The sequence below is a fragment of the Streptomyces sp. NBC_01224 genome, assembly GCF_036002945.1.
Taxonomy (GTDB): domain Bacteria; phylum Actinomycetota; class Actinomycetes; order Streptomycetales; family Streptomycetaceae; genus Streptomyces.
This window is the reverse complement of record NZ_CP108529.1, coordinates 9,178,004-9,199,284: the sequence shown is the minus strand read 5'-3', so window position 1 is coordinate 9,199,284 and position 21,281 is coordinate 9,178,004. Positions and strand designations below refer to the sequence as shown.

11 protein-coding genes and 5 pseudogenes are annotated in these 21,281 nt (G+C 71.8%); 10 read left to right on the top strand and 6 right to left on the bottom strand.

The window, feature by feature from the left end; all coding sequences use genetic code 11:
• Positions 1–183 precede the first annotated feature (183 nt).
• From OG609_RS41840 to OG609_RS41830, 3 genes are all read right to left on the bottom strand, one after another.
• Positions 184–8,337, bottom strand: coding sequence for a type I polyketide synthase (locus tag OG609_RS41840; protein ID WP_327277547.1), 8,154 nt, complete (start codon positions 8,335–8,337; stop codon positions 184–186).
• Between the two features lie 70 nt (positions 8,338–8,407).
• Positions 8,408–8,617, bottom strand: a complete 210-nt coding sequence (locus OG609_RS41835; protein ID WP_327277546.1) for a hypothetical protein — start codon at positions 8,615–8,617, stop codon at positions 8,408–8,410.
• 571 nt (positions 8,618–9,188) lie between these two features.
• Positions 9,189–9,740, bottom strand: coding sequence for a hypothetical protein (locus OG609_RS41830; protein WP_327277545.1), 552 nt, complete (start codon positions 9,738–9,740; stop codon positions 9,189–9,191).
• A gap of 89 nt (positions 9,741–9,829) precedes the next feature.
• Here OG609_RS41830 and OG609_RS41825 point away from each other — a divergent pair, with 89 nt between their 5' ends.
• The gene (locus OG609_RS41825; protein ID WP_327277544.1) at positions 9,830–10,390 is read left to right on the top strand and encodes a DUF3592 domain-containing protein; all 561 of its coding nucleotides are present in this window, start codon (positions 9,830–9,832) and stop codon (positions 10,388–10,390) included.
• 7 nt (positions 10,391–10,397) lie between these two features.
• Here the strand turns inward: OG609_RS41825 and OG609_RS41820 are convergent.
• Positions 10,398–11,199 (bottom strand): annotated as a pseudogene (locus tag OG609_RS41820) (HARBI1 family protein).
• A 79-nt stretch (positions 11,200–11,278) separates the two neighbouring features.
• Here OG609_RS41820 and OG609_RS41815 point away from each other — a divergent pair.
• Positions 11,279–11,923, top strand: a complete 645-nt coding sequence (locus OG609_RS41815) for an IS3 family transposase (protein WP_327277543.1) — start codon at positions 11,279–11,281, stop codon at positions 11,921–11,923.
• Here the strand turns inward: OG609_RS41815 and OG609_RS41810 are convergent.
• Both OG609_RS41810 and OG609_RS41805 read right to left on the bottom strand, forming a co-directional pair.
• A pseudogene (locus tag OG609_RS41810) lies at positions 11,920–12,378 on the bottom strand (IS5 family transposase); the annotation flags it as partial. The gene OG609_RS41815 and the pseudogene OG609_RS41810 sit on opposite strands and share 4 nt — an antisense overlap.
• Before the next feature lie 168 nt (positions 12,379–12,546).
• Positions 12,547–12,895 (bottom strand): annotated as a pseudogene (locus OG609_RS41805) (hypothetical protein); the annotation flags it as partial.
• A 327-nt stretch (positions 12,896–13,222) separates the two neighbouring features.
• Here OG609_RS41805 and OG609_RS41800 point away from each other — a divergent pair.
• From OG609_RS41800 to OG609_RS41765, 8 genes and pseudogenes are all read left to right on the top strand, one after another.
• Positions 13,223–13,915, top strand: a complete 693-nt coding sequence (locus OG609_RS41800) for a formylglycine-generating enzyme family protein (RefSeq protein WP_327277542.1) — start codon at positions 13,223–13,225, stop codon at positions 13,913–13,915.
• Positions 13,916–13,970: 55 nt separating this feature from the next.
• Positions 13,971–14,375 carry a 4'-phosphopantetheinyl transferase family protein gene (locus tag OG609_RS41795; protein ID WP_327277541.1) on the top strand — a complete coding sequence of 135 codons (405 nt, stop codon included), beginning with the start codon at positions 13,971–13,973 and terminating at the stop codon, positions 14,373–14,375.
• Between the two features lie 168 nt (positions 14,376–14,543).
• On the top strand, positions 14,544–15,848 hold the full coding sequence (locus tag OG609_RS41790) for a serine hydrolase domain-containing protein (protein ID WP_327277540.1): 1,305 nt from the start codon (positions 14,544–14,546) through the stop codon (positions 15,846–15,848).
• A 278-nt stretch (positions 15,849–16,126) separates the two neighbouring features.
• A pseudogene (locus tag OG609_RS41785) lies at positions 16,127–16,336 on the top strand (helix-turn-helix domain-containing protein); the annotation flags it as partial.
• A 169-nt stretch (positions 16,337–16,505) separates the two neighbouring features.
• On the top strand, positions 16,506–17,672 hold the full coding sequence (locus tag OG609_RS41780; RefSeq protein WP_327277539.1) for a glycoside hydrolase family 3 C-terminal domain-containing protein: 1,167 nt from the start codon (positions 16,506–16,508) through the stop codon (positions 17,670–17,672).
• 42 nt (positions 17,673–17,714) lie between these two features.
• Positions 17,715–18,134, top strand: a pseudogene (locus OG609_RS41775) (family 1 glycosylhydrolase); the annotation flags it as partial.
• 249 nt (positions 18,135–18,383) lie between these two features.
• Positions 18,384–19,580, top strand: coding sequence for a sulfatase (locus OG609_RS41770; RefSeq protein ID WP_327277538.1), 1,197 nt, complete (start codon positions 18,384–18,386; stop codon positions 19,578–19,580).
• Between the two features lie 335 nt (positions 19,581–19,915).
• The gene (locus tag OG609_RS41765; protein ID WP_327277537.1) at positions 19,916–21,259 is read left to right on the top strand and encodes an MFS transporter; all 1,344 of its coding nucleotides are present in this window, start codon (positions 19,916–19,918) and stop codon (positions 21,257–21,259) included.
• Positions 21,260–21,281 lie beyond the last annotated feature (22 nt).

The following is a 21,281-nucleotide window of genomic DNA, read 5'->3' as shown; positions in this document are numbered from 1 at the left end:
CAGGACGGCCGGGCCCAACCCGAATGATCTTCGAGGAGGTCATGCGAGGCAGAGACTTGCCGCAGGGCAAGGCAGCCTCGGTCGTGATCGTCAGACGTGAACGTGGCCGACCACAGATGAGACAGTCAAGGATCCGCAGGTCAGGTGCGCGGGTCCGGCCTGCCCGCGTCGCGTGGCCGTGGCTCATCCGGTGCGCCCTGCGAGCCCGTCGGCCCAGGCGCGGACCGCCCGGGCCGTGGTGACGGCGTGTTCCTCCACGATCGTCCAGTGATCGCCCGGGACCTCCATGGTGTCGTACGGACCGGGCCAGGAGGCCTGCCCCGCGCGCCCGGCGGGGGTGCCGCCGTGGGTGTCCGCCTCCGGCGGCCGGTCGGCGGCGCGGACCAGCAGGACGGGCACGTCCGGGGGTTCGGGGCGCCACCCCCGGAGCATCCGGGTGTAGGAGCCGAACGCGGCCAGGGCCATGTCGTCCACCGCCGTGTCGAACTCCTCTCCCATGGCCAGGGCCGCGCGGGCGGGCATGGCTAGCAGCCACGGCTCGGCCTCCCGTTCGGGGGTCACGTGGTAGGTGTCGAGGAGGACCAGGCCGGCGGGCGGAGTGCCGGTGGCCGCAAGCCGCGCGGCGACCGCGTGGGCCGGGCACCCGCCCATCGACCACCCCAGCAGGACGGGGCGGCGCCCGCCCAGCCGCTCGCGCAGGGCGGCCGTGTGCAGGTCCACCAGTGTCCGCCAGTCGCGCGGCGGCGCATCGCCCGAGGTGACCCCTGGGTGCCGCATCTCCAGCACGTCCCGGTCCTCCTCGAAGTGGCGGGCGAGCGTGGCGTACCAAGGCCTACCGAGGGCCGGGGAGAAGCCGGGGAAGCACACCAGCGGCGGCCGGCCGGCCTCACCCTTGGCCAGGTGGAGCGGGTCCAGGGCGTGCGCGGCGGTGTCCTCGGGGCCGAAGCCGGGGACCGCCAGTGAGGCGGTCACGAGCAGGTGCATCGCCGAGACGACGTCGCCCGTCGCGCACACGCGGCGGTAGAGGGAGGCGAGGGTCTGGGGGGACCGGGCCTTCGCGGGACGCGCCGGCCCGGCGGCGGCCGCCTCCCGGTGGGGCGGCGCCTCGGGCAGCCCGGCGAGCAGATGCTCCGTCAGCTGCTCGCAGGTGGGCAGGTCGAAGGTGAGGGTGGGGGGCAGCTCCAGACCGGTGAGCAGGCTCAGCCGGTTGCGCAGCTGAACGGCGGCCAGGGAGTCGAGGCCGAGTTCGCTGAGGGCGCGGTCGGCCGTGACCGCGGCCGCGCCGGTGTGCCCGAGCACGTCGGCGACCGCCTCGCGGACCAGTGCGAGCAGAGCGGGGGCATGGTCGGCGACGGGCAGCCGCGCCAGCCGTTCGCGCCACGCACCCGGCGTCTCGACCGGCACCCGGCCGGTACCGGAGGCGGGTCCCCCGCCGTCACCGGGTTCCCCGGAAGCGGACGACGGAGGGCCGGACGGACCGGACAGGTCCCGCAGGGGCGGCGGGAGGGGCCGTCGGGCCCGGGAGGCCGCCGGGTCCAGCGGCAGCGGCGCAAGGACGGGCTCGCCCGCCGCCAGGGCGGCGTCGAACAGCGCCAGGCCCTCGGCCGCGGTGACGGCTCGGACCACGCCGTCACCCGTCCGGCCGGTGCGGGCGGCCATCCCCTCGCTTCCCGCCCACGGTCCCCACACCAGCGAGAGCGCGGGCAGTCCCCGGGCCGTCCGGTGTAGCGCGAGGGCGTCGAGGAAGGCGTTCGCGGCGGCGTAGCCGGCCTGGCCGGGGTTTCCGAGCAGGCCCGCCGCAGAGGAGAAGAGCACGAACCGCGACAGGGGCAGATCCTCCGTCAGCTCGTGCAGATGCCAGGCCGCGTCCGCCTTCGGCCGCAGAACGGCCGCGACACGCCCGGGTGTCTGGCCCTCCAGCACACCGTCGTCGAGGACCCCCGCCGCGTGCACCACGGCGGTCAGGTCGGCAGAGCACGCGGCGATCACCCCGGCCAGCGCGGAGCGGTCGGCGGCGTCGCAGGCGACCACGTCGACCCGGCCGCCGGCCCGCTCGATCCGCTCCCTCAGCCGCCGCGCGCCGGGCGCGTCCGGGCCGCTACGGCTGGTGAGCAGCAGCCGACGTACCCCGTGACGCTCCACCAGATGACCGGCCAGCAGGGCGCCGAGCGCCCCCGTCCCGCCGGTGACCAGCACCGTGCCGTCCGCCTCGAACCCGGCTGCCCGGGCGGGCTCGGCGGCCGCCGGCCGGGTCAGCCGGGGCACGTGCGCCCTGCCCGCGTGCACAGCGAGCTGCGGTTCGCCCGTCGCCAGGACGGCCGGCAGCCGGTGCACCGACTCCGGGTGGCCGTCGACGTCGACGAGGGTGAGGAGGCCGGGGTACTCGGACTGGGCGCTGCGCGCCAGCCCCCAGACCGCGGAGGCGGCCAGGTCGGGGTCCGCGCCGGTGGCACCCCGGGTCACCAGGACCAGGCGCGTTCCCGGGGCCAGGGCGGGCAGCCGACCGCGCAGCAGCTCCAGGGCCCGCGTGACCAGGCCGTGCGTGCCGGCCACCGGGCCGGTGGACGGGCCGGTCGGGGCCAGGGAGACGACGAGGGCGGGGGCGGCCGCCGCAGAGGGCACCCCGGGCTCCGGTGGCCCGGGGACGGACGCGCCGCCGCCCGGGGCCGTGTCCGCGGCCGACGTGGGCAGCCCGGCGCCGGACAACGCCGCGGCCAGGCCGAGGTCATCCGGCGTGCCCACCTCCCAGGCGGGCGAGGCCGAGCGGGCCGGGTCGGCGGGCGTCCAGTGCGGCCGGTACAGCGGCTCGGGCCGCGGCATCCCGCCGGTGCCGTCGGGGGCGGGTACCGCGCGGGTGGTCAGTTCCGCCACCCGCAGCACCGGCCGCCCGGCCGGATCGGTGAGGTCCGCCGCGACGGTGTGGTCCCCGGTGGGGCGGAGCCGGACCCGCAGGGCGGTGACGCCCGCAGCGTGGCGGCTGACGCCCCGCCAGGCGAACGGCAGCCGGCCGGTCCCGCCGGGCTGTCCCGGATCCGCAGGGAGCAGCAGCGACGCGTGCAGGGCGGCGTCGAACAGCGCGGGATGGAGGCCGTAGCGCTGCGCCTCGGCCACGGCCTCGTCGGGAAGCCGTACGTCGGCCAGCAGGTCGTCGCCCTGCCGCCACATCGCCCGCACGCAGCGGAACGCCGGGCCGTACGCGTGACCCGCCTCTGCCACGCGCTCGTAGGCTCCGGTCAGGTCGACGGGCACCGCGTCCGGGGGCGGCCAGGACTCCTCGTCGCCGTGCGCCGGGCCGGGACCGCCGGCCGGCGGTCCCAGACGGCCGGTGGCGTGGTGGGTCCACGCCCCGAGGGGGCCGCCGTCCCCGGGGCGCGCGTGCAGGTCGACGGTCCTGCAGCCGGACGGGTCCGGCGCGCCGAGCATCACCTGCACCTCGACGCGCTCGTCGGAGCCGGACAGGTGCAGCGGGAGCAGCAGCGTCAGCTCCTCCAGTTCCGTCAGGCCGCAGGCCGCGCCGGTGTGGAGCGCCAGGTCGGCGAGGACGGTGGCGGGCACCAGCACCCGGCCGTGCACGACGTGGTCGCGCAGCCAGGGCTGCCCGGCCTCCGACAGGTGGCCGGTGCTCAGCAGGCGGTCCGTGTCCGGGAGGCTCGTCGTCGCGGTCACCACCGGGTGGCCGGTGGCGTGCGCGGTCGTGTCCGCGGGGCCTGCCGCGGTGGCGGAGGGCTCGGCCAGCCAGTGGCGCTCGCGTTGGAAGGGGTAGGTGGGCAGGCCTATCCGCCGGGCGGGCGGGCCCGGGTGCCCCTGACGGACCGCCTCCCAGTCGACCGGGAGGCCGTGCACATGCAGCCGGGCGAGTGCCGCCAGGAGCGTGCCGGGCTCCGGGTGGCCGGGCCTGGTCGTCGCGGTGAACACGCGGTCCCCGGGCTCCCCGACGGTGCTCAGCGCGGCCGAGGTGAGGTGGGCGCCGGGACCGGCCTCGGCGAAGGCGGTCACCCCCGCTTCGTCCGCGAGGTGGCGCACGGCGTCGGCGAAGCGCACCGTCTCACGGGCGTGGCGGACCCAGTAGGCCGGTGAGCGCAGGTCGTCCCCGGTGGCCGGGCGCCCCGTGAGGGCCGAGACGACCGGGATGCGGGGCTCGTGGAAGGCGGCGCGCGACATGGCCCGGGCGAACTCCGCCAGCGCCGGTTCGACCAGCGGAGAGTGGAAGGCGTGACTGGTCCGCAGGCGTTCGGTGCGGCGCCCGCGGGCCTCGAAGCGTGCCGCCACCGCCGCCACCGCCGGCTCCGCCCCGGAGACGACGACCGACCGGGGGCCGTTCACCGCCGCGACCGCCACCGGCCCGGCCGCGGCCGGGGTCCTCGCGAGTTCCGCCGTCGCCTCCTCCTCGGTGGCATCCAGGACGACCATGGCGCCGCCGGCCGGAAGGCGCTGCATCAGCCGGCCCCGGGCGGCGACCAGACCGACGGCGTCGTCCTCGGTGAGGATCCCGGCGGTGTGCGCCGCGGCCAGCTCCCCGACGGAGTGTCCGGCCAGGACGTCGGGCCGCACTCCCCAGGAGGCGAGCAGCCTGAACAGGGCGACCTCGAACGCGAACAGGCCGGCCTGGACGACATCGGTCCGGTCGAGGGCGTCGGCGGCCTTGCCCGGCTCGGGCCACAGGCTCTCGCGCAGCGGCCGGTCCCCCACGCCGACGGCGTCGAACCGGCCGCACAGCGCGTCGAAGGCGTCGGCGAAGACCGGGTAGGCGGCGTGCAGTTCCCTGCCGAGGCCCGGCCGTGCGGCACCCTGGCCGGTGAAGAGCAGGGCCAGCCGTGGGCCCGTACGAACCGGTTCGGGCGCCGTCGTCCCGGCGGCGAGCCCGTCCAGTCCGCTCAGCAGGCCGGCGCGGTCGTCCGCAGGTACCGCCGCCCGGTACCGGAGCGCGGCCCGTGCGGTGGCGGCGGAGAACACCACGTCCCCGAGGGGCTGTTCGGGCCGCTCCCGGAGGAACGCGGCCGTACGCCGTGCCTGGGCCCGCAGAGCGCCCGCGTCGGCGCCGGACAGCAGGAGCGGCGGGTGCGGAGCGGCCGGGGTACCGCCGGGCTCCCCCGCGTCCCGCTCCACGACGGCCTCCTCCAGGATCACATGAGCGTTGGTGCCGCCGATGCCGAAGGCCGACACCGCGGCGCGGCGGGGCTGCCCGGGGGCGGGCCGCCACGGCTGCTCCCGGGTCAGTGGCCGTACGGCGCCGGAGGACCAGTCGACCCCGGGGGACGGCTCGTCGAGGTGCAGCGTGCGCGGCAGCACGCCGTGCCGCATCGCCAGCACGGTCTTGATGACCCCGGCGACACCGGCCGCGGCCTGGGTGTGTCCGAGGTTGGACTTGAGGGATCCGAGCCACAGGGGCCGGTCGGCCGGGCGGTCGTGCCCGTAGGCGGCGAGGAGCGCACGGGCCTCGACGGGGTCGCCGAGCGGGGTGCCGGTACCGTGCGCCTCCACGGCATCGATCTCGGCCGGGGTGAGCCCGGCGGCGGCCAGGGCGTCGCCGATCAGCCGCTCCTGGGCGGGTCCGCTGGGCGCGGTCAGGCCGTTGGACGCGCCGTCTGCGTTGACGGCGGAGCCGCGGAGCACGGCGAGCACCGGATGGTTGTTGCGCCGTGCGTCAGCGAGCCGTTCCAGCAGGACCAGTCCGACGCCCTCGCCCCAGGCGGTTCCGTCGGCCGCGGCGGAGAACGGCTTGCAGCGGCCGTCCGGGGAGAGTGCGCGCAGCCTGCTGAACGCGACGAACGGCACCGGGCTGGCCATGACGGTGGCGCCGCCGGCCACGGCGAGGGAGCACTGTCCCGAGCGCAGCGCCCGCGCCGCCCAGTCCATGGCCACCAGCGACGAGGAGCAGGCCGTGTCCACGGTCACCGCGGGCCCCTCCAGGCCAAGGGTGTAGGCGATGCGCCCGGAGGCCACGCTGCCGGCGGATCCGAGCGCGAGGTGGGCCTCGTACGCGTGGCCCCCTCGGTGCAGCAGACGGCCGCCGTAGTCGCCGTGCATCACTCCGACGAAGACACCGGTGTCGCTGCCGCGCAGGGCGGTGGGGGCGAGGCCCGCCCGTTCCACGACCTCCCAGGCGGTCTCCAGCAGCAGCCGCTGCTGGGGGTCGGTGGCCAGCGCCTCCCGGGGGGACATGCCGAAGAAGGCCGCGTCGAAGTCGGCGGCCCGGCGCAGGAACCCGCCGCGCCGGGTGACCGAGGTGCCCGGTCGGTCGGGGTCGGGGTCGTAGAGGGCGGCCAGGTCCCAGCCCCGGTCGACGGGGAACCCGGAGGTGGCGTCCGCTCCGTCGGCGAGCAGCCGCCACAGCTCCTCCGGGGTGCGGACGTCGTCCACGGGTCCCGGGAAGCGGCAGGCCATCGCGACGACGGCCACCGGCTCGTCGGGCGGCGGGGCGTCACCGCGGGTGCCGGGCCCGGCCGGGCGGGCCGCCGGGGGCGGTGCGCCGAGCAGCGCGTCGTGCAGGAAGCCGGCCACCGCGTCCGGTGTCGGACGGTCGAAGACCAGGGTCGAGGGCAGGTCGAGGCCGGTGGCCGTCCCGAGCCGGTCGCGCAGCAGCACACCCTGGAGGGAGCCGAGTCCCAGGTCGGCGAAGGTCTGTTCGGGGTCGGGTTGGGTCCCCCGCGCCTCGTCCGCCTCGGCCGTGGCGTCGAGGACGAGGCGCAGCACGGTGCGGCGCCGCTCCCGGGCGGGCAGTGCGAGCAACCTGGCGCGCAGCCCGGCGCGGGTGTTCGCGCCGTCGTGTGCGAGGGCCTCGGCCAGCCGGGCGGCGAGGACGGTCCGTCGGATCTTGCCGGAGGAGGTGCGGGGCAGGGAAGCGCTCGGCCGGATCTCGTCCGGCACCTTGAACGCGGACAGCCGCTTGCGGCACGCGGCCCGCAGTCCGGCGAGGTCGGTGCCCTGCGGGCCGGGGACGACGAACGCCACCGGGACCTCTCCCAGCACGTCGTGGGAGCGGCCGACGACCGCCGCGTCCGCGACTCCGGGGCAGGACAGCAGCACCTGCTCCACTTCCACCGGGTTGACGTTCTGGCCGCCGCGGATGATCAGGTCGCCCACGCGACCGGTGACCCGCAGCCCACCGCCCGGTGTGCGGTGGCCGAGGTCGCCGGTGCGGTACCAGCCGTCCCGCAGGACCTGCGCCGTGCTGTCGGGGCGGTTGTGGTAGCCGCTCATCAGACCGGGGCCTCGCACCCAGATCTCGCCCTCGTCGCCGTCCGAGACGGTGTCCGCGGAGACCGGGTGGGCGATCCGGACGTCGACGCCGGGCAGCGGCTGCGGCACGCGGTCCGGGCCCGGCGTGCCGGGCCGGGCGAGCGCGATCTTGCCGCTGGTCTCGGTGGCGCCGTAGCCGTCCAGCAGCGGTGCGCCGAGCAACTCCTCCATCGAGGCGCGCAGTTCCGCGGGGCAGGGTGCTCCGGCGGTGACGCACACCCGCAACCCGCCGGGGACCGGCCGGGTCCGGCGCAGTGCGCTCACCAGCAGGTGGTAGGTGGCCGGGACCCCGGCCAGCATCGTGAAGGGCTCGTCGGGCGGCTGTCGCCGCAGAGCCTCCACGACGTCCACACCCCGGTCCAGGAGGCAGGCGCTCGCGCCGGTGGCGACCACCGCGACGACGCACAGCGAATGCGCGTAGGCGTGGTGCACCGGCAGCGGCCACAGCAGCCGGTCCCGCTCGGACATGCCGAGGAGCGGTGCGTAGGCGGCGGCGGTCGACCACAGCGCCGCCCGCTGGCTCGTCACCGCGCCCTTGCGCGTGCCGGTGGTGCCGGAGGTGTAGAGGATCCACGCCGGCTCGTCCAGGCCGAGGTCGTCGCGCGGCGGTCCTGGCGCGTCGGTCCCGGCGAGTTCCTCGTACGGCACCACGTCCGCGGGCGGCCCGGGCGACGGTGCCACCGTGCCCACGACCACGCTCACCCGCAGCGGGCGGCGCCCGGCCGCCACCCGCGTCAGCCGTTCGAGGAGCGGCGCCTCGGCCACGGTCGCCACCGCGCCGCTGTCGCCGAGGACGTGGGCCAGTTCGTCGTCGGCCGCTCCCGGGTCCAGTGGCACTCCGACGGCGCCGGCCCGCAGGGCCGCCAGGCAGCTCTCCACCATTTCCACCCGGCTGGGCAGGCAGAGCAGCACCCGGTCCCCGCGGCGTACGCCCAGCCGTGCCAGATGCCCCGCGACACGGGCCGTCCGGCGTTCCAACTGTGCCCAGGTCACCTCCCGTTGCCCGTCCCGGAAGGCGGTCCTCTCGCCCGTGCGTGCAGCGTGCGCCCTCAGCACCTCGGCCAACGGGCGGACCAGTTCCGCGCGAACCTCCGCCATGCGTACCCCTCTTGTGCTCCCGGGTCCCCCGACACCCAACGACTATAGGGTCAGCGGAGGTTCGGCTCCGTCAGGCGCTCCGGGCACGGCTCGTCGCGCGGGTTCGGGCGGAGGCGGCCGTGCCCGGGCAGGGGTGCCGGCCGGCCTGCACGTCGCACATCACCAGGGCGCAGTCCAGCGTGGCGGTCCCGGGCGGGAAATCCGGGTCGCCGAAGAAGAAGGACGCGGCGGAGCGGACCCGGGCCGCCTCCATGTGCCAGGCGCCGGGCCTGAGTTCCATCGTGTCCAGTGGTGGCAGACGGACTGGGGAATGAGGATCAAGGGTCCGCCGGCCGAGGTCACCCAGGTGTTGTCGCTGTTCATGCTGCTTCCTTGCTATCGAGGCGCGGTTGGGGTGCTGGGTGCTGATGCGGCGCTTGATCGGAGGCTGACGTCTGCGGCGTAGGCAGCCCAGTCCCCAGCTGATGCCTGCTGCCATTGGACGGCGACTTTGATGTGGGCCCCGAGCATCCGGGCGAGGATCGCGGCGGGGAGTTCGGTCGCGAAAGTGAACAGCGCGCTGGATCGATCCTGTTTGGGCCGGATTCCGATCTTGTGGAGGCGCTTGGCGATCTGGCTGTCGGTGAGAGGGCGCCCGGGGTGCCCTCCCGGGAACAGCCAGGGGACGTCGTCCGGGGTGCCGATCTTGGCCTTGCCTCGGCGGGTCGCGAGGAGCTCGCGGACCAGGCTGGCCAGCGGCGCGGGGAGGACGACCGGTGAGGTGCCGAACGTGATGGAGGCGGTGTCGTCGTCGATGTGGACGTCGTCGACGGTGAGCTGGCTGATGGTGGCAATCTTTCGTGCGTAGAGGATCAGCAGTAGTCCGGCGACGCGGTCAGGGGGCGGCAGCGTGTCGTCGTTGAGGAGGCGCCGGGCGTCGGCCCAGCGTTTCTCGCTGTCGATGGTGCTGAGCGGGGCGGTGTGGGGAAGTCGGGCGGTGTGGGCCGGTAGCCGCCGGCCACGTTGCGGGGACTGAACGGCGGCGGCTTGGTCGAGGACCCATCATGGGATCGCAGGCTGATCAGCCGGCGGGCGACCTCGGCTCCCACGCGAATGCCCGCCTGCTTGCCGGGGCCGCTGGGAATCGCGGACAACTGGCTGCTCAGCCGTCGGTCCACGCTTGCGCGCTTGGCCGGGTACAGGGCCACCAGCACATCGTGGGCTGCTTGGTCCGCTGCGGCGTCTGCACGGGCGCCTCGCGGCGCCGACACCGAGAACAAGTAGGCAGGGCCGACCCGCGTGACCGATACCACCGCGTCGTACTCGGCAGCCTGAAGGAGCGCGAAGCTGCGCGTGGGGTGAATGGTGGGCGGTTGGGCCTTCGGATCGCTCGGGACGGTGATGAGCTCACGGTTCCACTCCACGACCGACATCCCGGAGTGAGCTGAGACGATCGATCCCCGGATGGACGGGGTAGAGCAGTATCGACTGATTCAATTACGTCAGGGAGCCGATGAGTACGAAGCCCGCACGTCCACGCAATCTGCTCAGATACCTAACGATCACATCAATCGCCATGATCATTGTGGGGCTGTGCGGTTCCGTCACGATCGCGATATTCATCATACCGAACCACAGCAAGGTGATATCTACCTTGAAGAGCCACGGGGTTCAGACCAACGCGAATGTCACGAGATGCCAGCAAGCCCTCCATGACGAAAATGGTGGCGAGCTGTCTGTCACCTGCTGGGTGCGCTTTTCCCCGCCCGGCGGGCGTTCCGTTGAATCGCCGCTGCAATTTAAGACACATCAGGTGAGGGACGGCTACACCATGGTAGTCGTGTACGACCCGAACGATACCGGCACAGTCGCCCTTCCCTCGGACCTCGGCTACTGGAATACCCTCACCAGGAACACTATCGATTTGCTTTTGCTGCTCATCTCAGCAGCAATGGTTCCGCTCGGAATCGCAGGTATCGCCCTGCGGAGGCTTTTCGGGCGCTTCACGAAGCGGTACACGGAAAGTTTCGATGAAACTGAGCCATTCTCGGTAACGTCTCGTGACGGTTCGTGATCTTCGTTCAGCTGGCGCGGCCGTGTTCCATCTGGAGCAGGACGAGGGCGGCGCGGGTGATCCGGGTGATCGCCTTGGGGTCGAGGCTGACCCTGCGTAGAGCTTTGAAGGTCACCTTGAGCAGGGCGTTGGCGCGTTCGGCCACGCCGTGGACGCCTCGGATCACGGAGTTGAACGCCTTGGCCTCGTCGGTGAGTTCGCTGCCCTTGGGTCTTTTTAACTGGGTGGCGGAGGCCGGCTCCGGCGTCCTGGTAGCCGAGGTCGGTCGGGGTGGGGATGTCGAGGGTGTCGGCAAGCCGGTTCAGGGTGGCGATCACGCTGTGGGTACGGGCGCAGGTGGTGTCGTGCTCGCGGCCGGGCCGGACCGGCGAGACCCAGAGCGGTCAGCCGTCGGGTGCGGAAATGACCTGGACGTTGCCGCCGTGGTGCTTGTGCTTGCCCGACCACCACAGGTCGGCCTTGTTCGGGCCGGGGACGGCAACGCGATCGGTACGGATGACGGTGCCGTCGAGGTTGAGGTGTGTAAAGCCGGCCGCGGCCGCGCGCTCCAGTGCGGTGGACAGGTCTGGGGCATGGTCGGCGAGCACGGTCAGCCCTTCGTGGAGGTATCGGTAGACCGTCGGGACGGAGATCCGGTTGTCGCGGGCGAGTTGAGCCAACCGTGTACCGTCCAGGAACCAGCGCAGGATCAACACGCTCTGCCTGAAAGGCCCCAGGGCGCGAGTGCCCCTGCGGGTCCCGAGACGCTCGCGGTGTTCGAGCAGCAGCTTCGCGCGGGCCTCAGCAGCGGCCCGGCTGACATCGAGCACGCCGGTGCAGGTGAAAGCTTCCCCTTGATCGTGGACACCTGGAGACTGGGACGTGAGAGCCCAGAGGAAGCAGTGCCAGGTGGGAAGTAAGTACACGAAGCGGTACTCGGAGGAGTACAAGCGGCACGCGGTCGAACTCGTGCGGTCGTCGGGCCGGACGGTGACCGAGGTCGCCCGGGAGCTCGGGGTCAGCTCGGAGTCCTTGCGGGGGCGGGTGAAGAAGGCCCGCGCCGCCCAGGACACCGGACCGGCACCCGGTCCCGCGCGGGCCACCGACGACCGGGACGAGGAACTGAAACGGCTGCGGAAGCTGACCGCCGAACAGGCGAAGACAATCGAGATCCTGAAAAAAGGCGACAGCCTTCTTCGTGAAGGAGAGCGACCGGTGAGCACGGCATGCCGGTTCATCCACGCGGAGAAGGCGAACTACACCGTCACGCTGCTGTGCAAGGTGATGAAAACGGCCCGCTCCACGTCCTACGCATGGGTGGCCGGACGGGAAGCCCGCGAAACGCGGCAATGGGAGGATGAGGCCCTGGCCCACGAGATCACGGTGATCCACCTCGCGTCCCGGCGGAACTACGGCGTCCCGCGCGTCACCGCCGAACCGCGCCGGCGAGGCCGGCTGGTCAACCGCAAGCGGGTGGAGCGGGTCATGCGGGAGCACGGCATCGCCGGAAACAGCCGGCGCATCCGGCGCCGCGGTCTGACCAAGAGGAGCTAACAAAGAGCTTTGACTCGTCGGTAGGTGATCACGCAGCAGGCCAGTTCGAGGAACGCTTCGTGAATGTCGTCGCGGATCTCCCACCGGATCCGTAGGCGGCGGAAGCCGTGGATCCAGGCGTTCGTGTGCTCTACCACCCAGCGGACGGTGCCGAGGCCGGAGCCGTGTGGCACGCTGCGTCCTGCGATGACGGGCTTGATCCCGCGTTTCCACAGCAGGCGGCGGTACTTGTCGTAGTCGTAGCCGCGGTCGGCGAACAGTTGCCGCGGCCGGTGGCGGGGTCTGCCGGTGCGGCCCTTGATATGCGGTATCGCATCGAGGAGAGGCAGCAGCTGGGTGACATCGTGGCAGTTACCGCTGGTGAGCGTAATGGCCAGTGGGGTGCCGTGCGCGTCGGTGATCACGTGGTGTTTCGAACCCGGTCTGGCACGGTCGACCGGACTCGGCCCGGTTTTGGGCCGCTCCGACGGCGACCAGCTCGCTGCGCTGCGCGCGGACCGCTCCTTGTTGCCCGGGGCGGTCGAGGAGTTTCTTCGCTACGAGAGCCCGGTCAATACGTCGTCGCTGCGGTTCACGACAGAGCCGATCGAGGTGGGCGGAGTCGTCGTACCGGAGGGCGAACTGGTGGTGGTCGCTCTCACAGGCGCGTCCAGCACGACGGCCCAGCAGCTGCTGTGCGCCGTCACCTCGCACGGGGCGGTCGCACAGGTTGTGCCACGGATACCGGCGGCCTGCGCCGCGGCGGACGGCCTCGGCGCAGGTCGCAGAACCGTCGCGGCGCCCAGCCTCGCGACACGACGAGACAGGCCCACCGCAAGCAGACGTGTCCCGACCCGGACTCCCAACTCACCGACCACAGACGCGACTTGCCCGGTCGGGCCGGGCGGTGCGCCGCTGGGATCGCTCCAGGACCCGGGGCACCTGCTCGCGGAAGGTGCGACGCCGACCACGCGTGGGACACGGTTGGCGTCGCTCACACAGGTGTCAGCGACCCTCACGGCCCTGGGTCACCACCGAATGCGGGACAGGCTCTTGACACCTGCGCCGGGTCGCAGCGCGATGACCCGGCCCAAAAAGATCCTTCGGCACCACCCGGGTGTGCCCGGTGCGGCAGACTGCAAGAGTGCTGGCAACCAGGTGTGGTTCGTGGCCGACCAGGAAGAACGCGGCGAAAAGTGCCGGCCCGGTCGCACCCGTCGTCCGGCTGAACAGGACGAGAGTCCGCAATGACGTCTGCGAGTGCCTTGACGGCAATCGCACGTTGAGCCCACGAACCGAATGTGTAGGAGTAGGACTGCGATGAGCCATGAATCAACGCTGCGCCGGTTGACCGCGGCTCCCATGATCGACCTGCCCGCCGGAGAGATCGTGCTGCGGGACGAGGGCACGATGACGGACTGGAAGGCCGAGGTTGCCGTTTTCCAGTTGGCGCCGAGTCCGGTCACCCGCGAGCTGTATGCCGCTGTGCTGGGCGAGGCGCCGGAGAGCTCTGCGGGGCCTCGAACGCCGATGACCGAGGTCTCATGGAAGGACGCCGTCCGGTTCTGCAACCTGTTCTCGCAGGCGGCCGGGCTCGATCCCTGCTACTCGATGGGCGACAGCCGCGACGCGGAGGACGTGGTCTGCGACTGGGCAGCCGACGGCTACCGCCTTCCGTCCGAGGCGGAATGGGAGTTCGCCTGCCGGGCCGGGAGTTCGGACGTCCGCTACGGAGAGCTGGACGAGATCGCGTGGTACCGCGGGAACTCCGGGGGCAAGCTGCACGACATCGCGATGCGGGAGCCGAACGCGTGGGGCCTCCACGACATGATCGGCAATGTCTGGGAGTGGTGCTGGGACGTCTACGACCCCCGGGTCTACGGCCCGTACCGCGTCTTCCGCGGCGGCGGCTTCTTCGACGAGCCCCGGGGGTGCCGGGCGTCGTGCCGCCGCAAGAGCCACCCGACCCTCGCCATCGACGACCTCGGGTTCAGGCTCGCCCGATCGCTGTGAGCGCGGCGCGTGGGAGAAAAGTCCGGGAACGAGGGCCTGAACGTGGGGTGTTGTTGTGATCGACGAGTTATTGCCTTCGCCCGTCGGCACGGGCAGCACGTTCGTTGACTACGACGCGGCGCTGACCGCCCTGTACCCGCAGGAGGCCGCCGCTGTCGCGAGCGCCCGGTCGAAGCGTCGGCAAGAATACGCAAACGTCCACATGTGTGCGCGCCGCGCCATGAGAGAACTGGGCGTGCCGCCGGCGCCCGTTCTGTCGGGCGTGCGCGGTGAACCGCTGTGGCCCGATGGCATCGTCGGCAGCTTGACCCACTGTCCCGGGTTCCGGGCCGCCGCCATGGGCCGCTCCTCCACGTTCGTGGGGCTGGGCATCGACGCCGAACCCAACCTTCCCCTGACAGAGGACCTGCTGGAGTTCATCTCGCTGCCCCAGGAGCGTGCGCGCGGGTGCACGCGTTGACGCAGTCCCCTCCCGGGGAAGCTCCCCCCGGCCAACGACGGCGCAAGTTTGAGGGCGGAGGAACGTACCTCGAATCCCGGGCCAGCAGAGTGGCCGCCGGCGGCCGGATTGAAGCGTCCGGCCGATGCTGACGCCGCCGGGCCCCCGCCGTGCGGTGGAGATGGCCGGGTGGCCGGTGCGGGCCGCGAATGGGCGGGCGCATGCGCCCATTCGTTCGGGTTCTCGTCCCAGATCATCCCGAGCTTGGCCAGCCTGGTGGTCGGGCAGCGCCGAGTAGTGCTGTGCAGATGTCGAGATCTCACCGTTGGTACCGACTCCTGGGTGAACGGTGCCGGCAAGCGCCGCAGCCAAAGATCGAGAGGGAACATCATGCAGAAGCTTGTGCAACAGGCCATTGACCAGCTGGTGGAGTCGGGCGCCGAGCTGGGTATCCAGGTCGCGGTGTACCAGCACGGTGAGCTGGTGGTGGACGCGGTGGCGGGTGTCGCCGATCCGGACAGCGGCCGTCCGGTCGCCTCGGACATCCCGTTCTACAGCGCCTCCACCGGCAAGGGTGTGACTGCGACGGTGGTGCACGTGCTCGCAGACCGCGGTGCCCTTGACTATGACACGCCGATCGTGGAGCTCTGGCCCGAGTTCGGTGCCCACGGCAAGAAGAAGGCGACCATCCGCCACGCTCTGACCCACTCCATCGGCGTCCCGGCAGTGCCGTCCGACCTCACAGTGCAGGACCTGGCTGATTGGGACAGGATGTGTAGCCTGATCGCCGATTCCGAGCCCTGGTGGGAGCCCGGGACCAAGACCGGCTACCACGCGATGACCTGGGGCTTCGTGATGGGCGAAATCGTGCGCCGGGCCACCGGCAAGCCGATCTCGCAGGTACTCAGGCAGGAGGTGGCGGCTCCGTTGGGCATCGCCGACGAGCTGTTCTTCGGCGTCCCGGAGTCCGAGCTCGGCCGGCTCGCCCGACTCGAGGAGGCGCCCGGTACCGCCGCGATGATGGCAGCGGTGCCCGCCGACATGCCGATGCTCAAGGCCACGCCGCCCGCCGTGACCCCCAGCGCCAAGTACGGCAACAGCCCCGTGGTGCTCACTTCGGACATTCCCTCGGGTGGCACGATGTCCGCCCGCGCGGCGGCCAAGATGTACGCCGCGCTGCTTGGTGAGGTGGACGGTGTCCGGCTGGTCTCGGACGAGCGGCTGCGTGCGGTCACGGCCCTGGCCACGGCCGATGTCGACCAAATGGTTGGTTTCCCGATTCCGCGCGCGCTGGGCTACAACCTCGGCCGGCCCGGGGCCGACCCGCAGGAGACGCTGAGCGCTTTCGGCATGCCCGGCATGGGAGGCAGTGCGGCGTATGCCGACACGGCGACCGGCATTTCATTCGCGCTGACCAAGAATCGGTTCTTCCCCGGTCCTTCCGCCGCGGTCAATCAGATCAGTGAGCTGGTCGCGAAGGTCGCCACCAGCTGAGACTTTCCGGTCGGGCCCGGCTGCGGCCAGGCGGTGCGGGCACGGCCGGTCAGCCTCTGGGCCAGTGAGGTCTTGGTGGACTCAGCGGTGTGGGCATGTCGGCCATCCTGCCCGATCTGGATGTCGTGTCCGGTGGATGGACGGTTCGCCGTGGCCGTCGTGGATACGGCAGCCTGCCGCTGTCTTGATCCACTTCTCGCGATCGGCCTGTCTGCCATGCCCGTTGCCGCTGCCCGCTCGATCTCCTGACCGCTGCCGAACACAAGCGGCTGAAGAAGGTGTCCTGGGGCCACCGAAGCGAGTACCGGGCGCGGGTGCGCGCGCAGATCGTGCTGCTGGCCGCACGCGGCTGGGCCAACGCGCGCATCGCCCGGCAGGTCGGGGTGGACCTGGACAGCGTGTGGATGTGGCGGGGCCGGTTCGCCGAGCAGCGGCTGGCCGGGGTGGCAGACCGGGGCCGCTCAGGACGCCCGAGCGCCTTCACGCCGCTGCAGCGGGCTCAGGTGACCGCGCCGGCCTGGCAGTTGCCCGCCGAGGGCGGCGTGCCACTGGCGCGCTGGTCGGCCCCCGAACTGGCCCGGGAGGCCACCCATTCCAGGGCGGCGGAAGTTCTCATGTTGGTGCCCAGCCGTGTGGACAACGCGCTGGAAGCCATCCGTGCGGCCGTCAGCGACCCGGCACGGATCCGCTTCGCCCCCCGGCTTCACGCTCGACGGAGTCCCCGACGAGCAACTCGTCGAGCAGGCCGTGGAAGCCGCGCGCGGTGCCACGCAGGTGCTGCTCTTCCTGGGACTGCCCGAGTCGGCCGAGTCCGAGGGCTTCGACCGCACCGACATCTTCCTGCCCGCCGACCAGCTCGCGCTGCTGAACGCCGTCGCAGAGGTCGGCGCGAGCATCGTTGTCGTACTGTCCAACGGCGCCACCGTGCAGATGAACCCCTGGCAGGACAAGACCGCTGCGGTCCTTGAGGGCTGGCTGCTGGGCCAGGCCGGTGGATCGGCCCTGGCCGACCTGCTGTTCGGCATCGCCAATCCCTCCGGACGGCTCACCGAGACCGTTCCGCTGCGCCTGGAGGACTCTCCCTCCCATCTCCACTTCCCCGGCGGCGACGGCCACGTTCACCACGGCGAGGGCCTGTTCGTCGGCTACCGCTCCTACGACACTCTCGGCAGGGCGGTCGCCTATCCCTTCGGCCACGGCCTGAGCTTCACCGCCTTCTCGTACAGCGATCTCGACGTGACCGAGACGGGCCCGAACCGCTTCGCAGCCTCCTTCACCGTGACCAACACCGGATCGCGAGCCGGAGCGGAGGTCGCGCAGCTCTACGTGCACCAGCCCGTGTCGCGGCTGCGCCGACCCGTCCAGGAGCTGAAGGCGTTCGAGAAGGTGTTCCTGGAGCCGGGCGGGAGTGCCCGCGTAACGCTCGGTCTGCATGAGCGGTCCTTCTCCTACTGGTCGCCGCGCGACGGCGGATGGACGGTCGATCCGGGTGAGTTCGAGCTGCGGATCGGGGCCTCCTCCCGCGATGTGCGCCTCCGGGCCCGCGTGCGCTGCGACGGCACGGCACGCCCGCGCCGGCTCACCGCCGAGTCGACGATCGGCGAGTGGCTGGCCGACCCGGTCGGAGGCCCGCTGCTCACCGCGGCCATGGCAGCCGACCTGGACGACTCCCCTGTGCCCGTGTCCTTGGACGCCTCCGAGATCTCCGCCATGGCCGCCTCGTTGCCGCTGGCCCGAGTGCCGTCGTTCCTCGCCGGCGTCACGCACGAGCACATCTCCGCGCTGGTCGCCGCCGCCGACGGAACTCTCCCTCAGCCCCGTTGACCTCGCCCATCGCGCCCTTACCCGTCCCCAGGAAAGCACCTGATCACGAGTACCGATCGACGCCTGCCCGACAGCTTCCTGTGGGGGGCCTCCACTTCCGCGCACCAGACCGAGGGCGGCAACACCAACAGCGACTGGTGGGCCTTCGAGCACAGCGGCATCGACTTCATCAAGGAATCCAGCGGTGACGCCTGCGACAGCTACCACCGCTGGCCCGAGGACATGGATCTCCTCGCCGCACTCGGCTTCACCGACTACCGGTTCAGCATCGAGTGGGCACGTATCGAACCGGCACCGGGTGAGTACTCCCGTGCCGCGGTCGCCCACTACCGGCGCATGGTCGAAGGTGCCATCGAGCGCGGCCTGCGACCCATGGTGACGCTGCATCACTTCGCCGCCCCCCGCTGGTTCATGGAGCGTGGCGGCTGGGCCGCCACCGGTTCGGACGAATGGGGCCGCTACGAGCCGACGTTCGGCCTCATCGCCGTCGACCACAGGACCTTCACCCGCACCCCCGAGCCCTCCGCCGCCTGGCTCGGTGCCGTCGGACGCAGCCGCATCCTGCCTGCCGCGGCCTGAGATGCCCGGCGGGGCAAGCGCCGACCGCCGACAGTCCGCCCCAGTCCCGGGAGGCGGCGGACCTGACACCGCCGCCTCCCGTCAGCCCAAAGCACGTTTCCCCGCACCCGCACGAGAGGAGCCGCCCTCGTCATGAAGGCGATCATGGTGATGTTCGACAGCCTCAACCGGCACATGCTGCCGCCGTACGGAGGTGACTGGACGCACGCCCCCAACTTCGCCCGGCTCGCCGAGCGCACGGTGGCCTTCGACAACGCCTATGCGGGATCGATGCCGTGCATGCCTGCCCGCCGCGAGATCCACACCGGCCGCTACAACTTCCTGCACCGCAGCTGGGGTCCGCTGGAGCCGTTCGATGACTCCATGCCCGAACTGCTCAAGCAGAACGGTGTGTACACGCACCTGGTCAGTGACCACCCGCACTACTGGGAGGACGGCGGAGCCACCTACCACGGCCGCTACAACACCTGGGAGTTCTTTCGTGGCCAGGAAGGCGATCCGTGGAAGGGCCATGTGGCGGACCCTCCGATCCCGGAGAACCTGAAGCGGCTTCGCTCGGAGGGCTTCCGACAGGACTGGGTGAATCGCGCGTACATGCCGACCGAGGACCACCACCCGCAGAGCCTGACGTTCGACGCCGGACTGGAGTTCCTTCATACCAACCGGGCGGAGGACCGCTGGTTCGTGCAGATCGAGACGTTCGACCCGCACGAGCCGTTCTTCAGCCACCAGCAGTACAAGGGCCTCTACCCGCACGACTACAGCGGCCCCCACTTCGACTGGCCCGACTACGCCCGCGTGACACAGACCGACGACCAGGTCGAGCACGCCCGCTACGAGTACGCGGCGCTGCTGTCGATGTGCGACCGCTCCCTCGGGCGCGTCCTGGACGCCATGGACGAGCTCGGCCTGTGGGACGACACGCTGCTGATCGTCAACACCGATCACGGCCTGTTGCTCGGCGAGAAGGGCTGGTGGGGCAAGAGCGTCCAGCCCTGGTACAACGAGTTGGTCCGGCTGCCGCTGTTCGTGTGGGATCCCCGGGCGCAGGTGGCGGGCGAGCACCGGCAGGCACTGGTCCAGACGATCGATCTGGCGCCGACGCTCCTGGACTACTTCGATGTCGATGTACCGGCCGACATGCAGGGCGCGCCGCTGCCGGTCGCCGACGAGACCGCCGTCCGCGAGGCCGGGCTGTTCGGCATCCACGGCGGCCACGTCAACATCACCGACGGCCGGCACGTCTACATGCGTGCCCCCGCCACCCCGCAGAACGCGCCCCTGGAGGAGCACACGCTGATGCCGACCCATATGCGCGGGCGCTTCTAACCCTCGGAGGTGGCGGACGCCACCCTGGCGGAGCCCTTCACCTTCACCAAGGGCGTGCCGACCCTGCGCACCCGGGGCCGGACCTTCTTCAATCCCTACCAGCACGGCACGCTCCTCTTCGACCTGGCAAGCGACCCCGAGCAGCGGACGCCGATCGTCGACGACGCCGTCGAGACCTGGTCGCGCTCGCGGGCGGGCTCCTGTCCTCCGCAAGCCTGCGCGAGGTCGCCGAAGAGCTTGCCTCGCTCTGACACGACGAGCCGTGCACCGGTGCCGTCGAGCCCCCGGTACACGCCCCCCGCCTCACCCGCTCCCGCGCAGAAAGAGGTGTCGCGATGGCCGACCTTGCCCGCGATCCCGCCAGACTCCACGAGGCCGCCCAAAGGACCGTGGTCCAGGGCCGTTGGAGGCAGCTGTCCCTCCTCGGTGGCACCATGCTCATCGACAGTGCCGAAAGTGGCCTGATCGTCGGCCTGTTCCCCGTCATCCGACAAGCCCTGGGCCTGTCGCTCGGCGCCCTGGGTGTGCTGGCCGCCGCCGGTAAACTCGTCGGCGTCATCACCGCCCCGCTGTGGGTATGGGTGGCGCACCGCTGGTCCCGCAAAGGTGTCCTCATCGTCGCCACCGGGCTGTGGGGCGTGTGGGGCGTGGCGGCGGGATTCGCACAGAACTTCACCCAACTCCTCTTCCTCACCACCGTGCTCGCCGCCGGTTACGCCGCGGCCCAGCCCATCGTCACCGAGATCGTCGGCGACCTGTTCGACACCCCTTCGCGCGGCCGGGCCATCGGCCTCCTTTACGGAGCGGTCGCTCTGACCAGCTCCGTCCTGGCCGCACTCAAGGGACAACTGGCCGGCTTCGAGGACGGCTGGCGCTGGGGTCTCTGGGGGATCGGCGTCTTCAACGTCCTCTTCAGCCTGGTGGTGTGGCGTTGGCTGCGCGACCCCGGCCACGGCGCCGCCGAACCCCAGCTCGCCGACCTCGACCCCACGGCCCGCAAGGCGACCGCAAACGTCACCCGGGGCCAGATCGCGGCGCTGCTGAAGATCCGCACCTTTCTGCTCCTGCTGATCTCCCGTCTTCTCTCCGGCCACCTGCTGCTGACCGCCTTCGCCGTCGTCTACCTCGTCGACGTCTACGGCTTCACGACCCAGGCCGCCTCCATCGTCCTGCTCCCCCTCGGCATCGGCTACTTCGCCGGTACCGTGCTCGGCGGTCTTGCCGCCGACTGGGCCTCCCTCCGCAGCCCCCGCCACGGGCTGCCCGCCGTACTGCAGACAGCACAGATCGCCTTCGCCGTCGTGGCCTACTTCGGCACTCAGTTCGACTACGGTTCCCTCGGTCTGTTCGGCCTGTTCTTCGCGCTCATGGGGGTGGCTCAAGGCGTCAACCCCGGTATCAACCGCCCGATGGTCATGGCGGTGACACCGCCTGAGCTGCGCGGAGCCGCCTTCACCGTCTACGGCTCGATCGTCGAGGCCATAGCCTGGGCCATCTTCAGCCTGGGCGCCGGGTATCTCGGCGAGATCGTCGGCCTGCGGGAGGTGTTCTTGTGGGGCCTGGTCATCCTGATGCTCGTCAACGGCGCCTTCCTGACCCTGCTGTACCGCCCGTACGCCAACGACGTGCGACGCGCGCAACAGGACCTGGATCAGCGGCGAGCGACAGCCCTGTCCTGACCAGCACACCAGCCGAGGTGAG

What these genes read in the sequence shown, in the direction of transcription:
- OG609_RS41765 (WP_327277537.1), top strand. Translation starts at nt 19,916, where the DNA reads ATGGCCGACCTTGCCCGCGATCCCGCCAGACTCCACGAGGCCGCCCAA.
- OG609_RS41800 (WP_327277542.1), top strand. Translation starts at nt 13,223, where the DNA reads ATGAGCCATGAATCAACGCTGCGCCGGTTGACCGCGGCTCCCATGATC.
- OG609_RS41825 (WP_327277544.1), top strand. Translation starts at nt 9,830, where the DNA reads ATGAGTACGAAGCCCGCACGTCCACGCAATCTGCTCAGATACCTAACG.
- OG609_RS41835 (WP_327277546.1), bottom strand. Translation starts at nt 8,617, where the DNA reads ATGGAACTCAGGCCCGGCGCCTGGCACATGGAGGCGGCCCGGGTCCGC.
- OG609_RS41770 (WP_327277538.1), top strand. Translation starts at nt 18,384, where the DNA reads ATGAAGGCGATCATGGTGATGTTCGACAGCCTCAACCGGCACATGCTG.
- OG609_RS41840 (WP_327277547.1), bottom strand. Translation starts at nt 8,337, where the DNA reads ATGGCGGAGGTTCGCGCGGAACTGGTCCGCCCGTTGGCCGAGGTGCTG.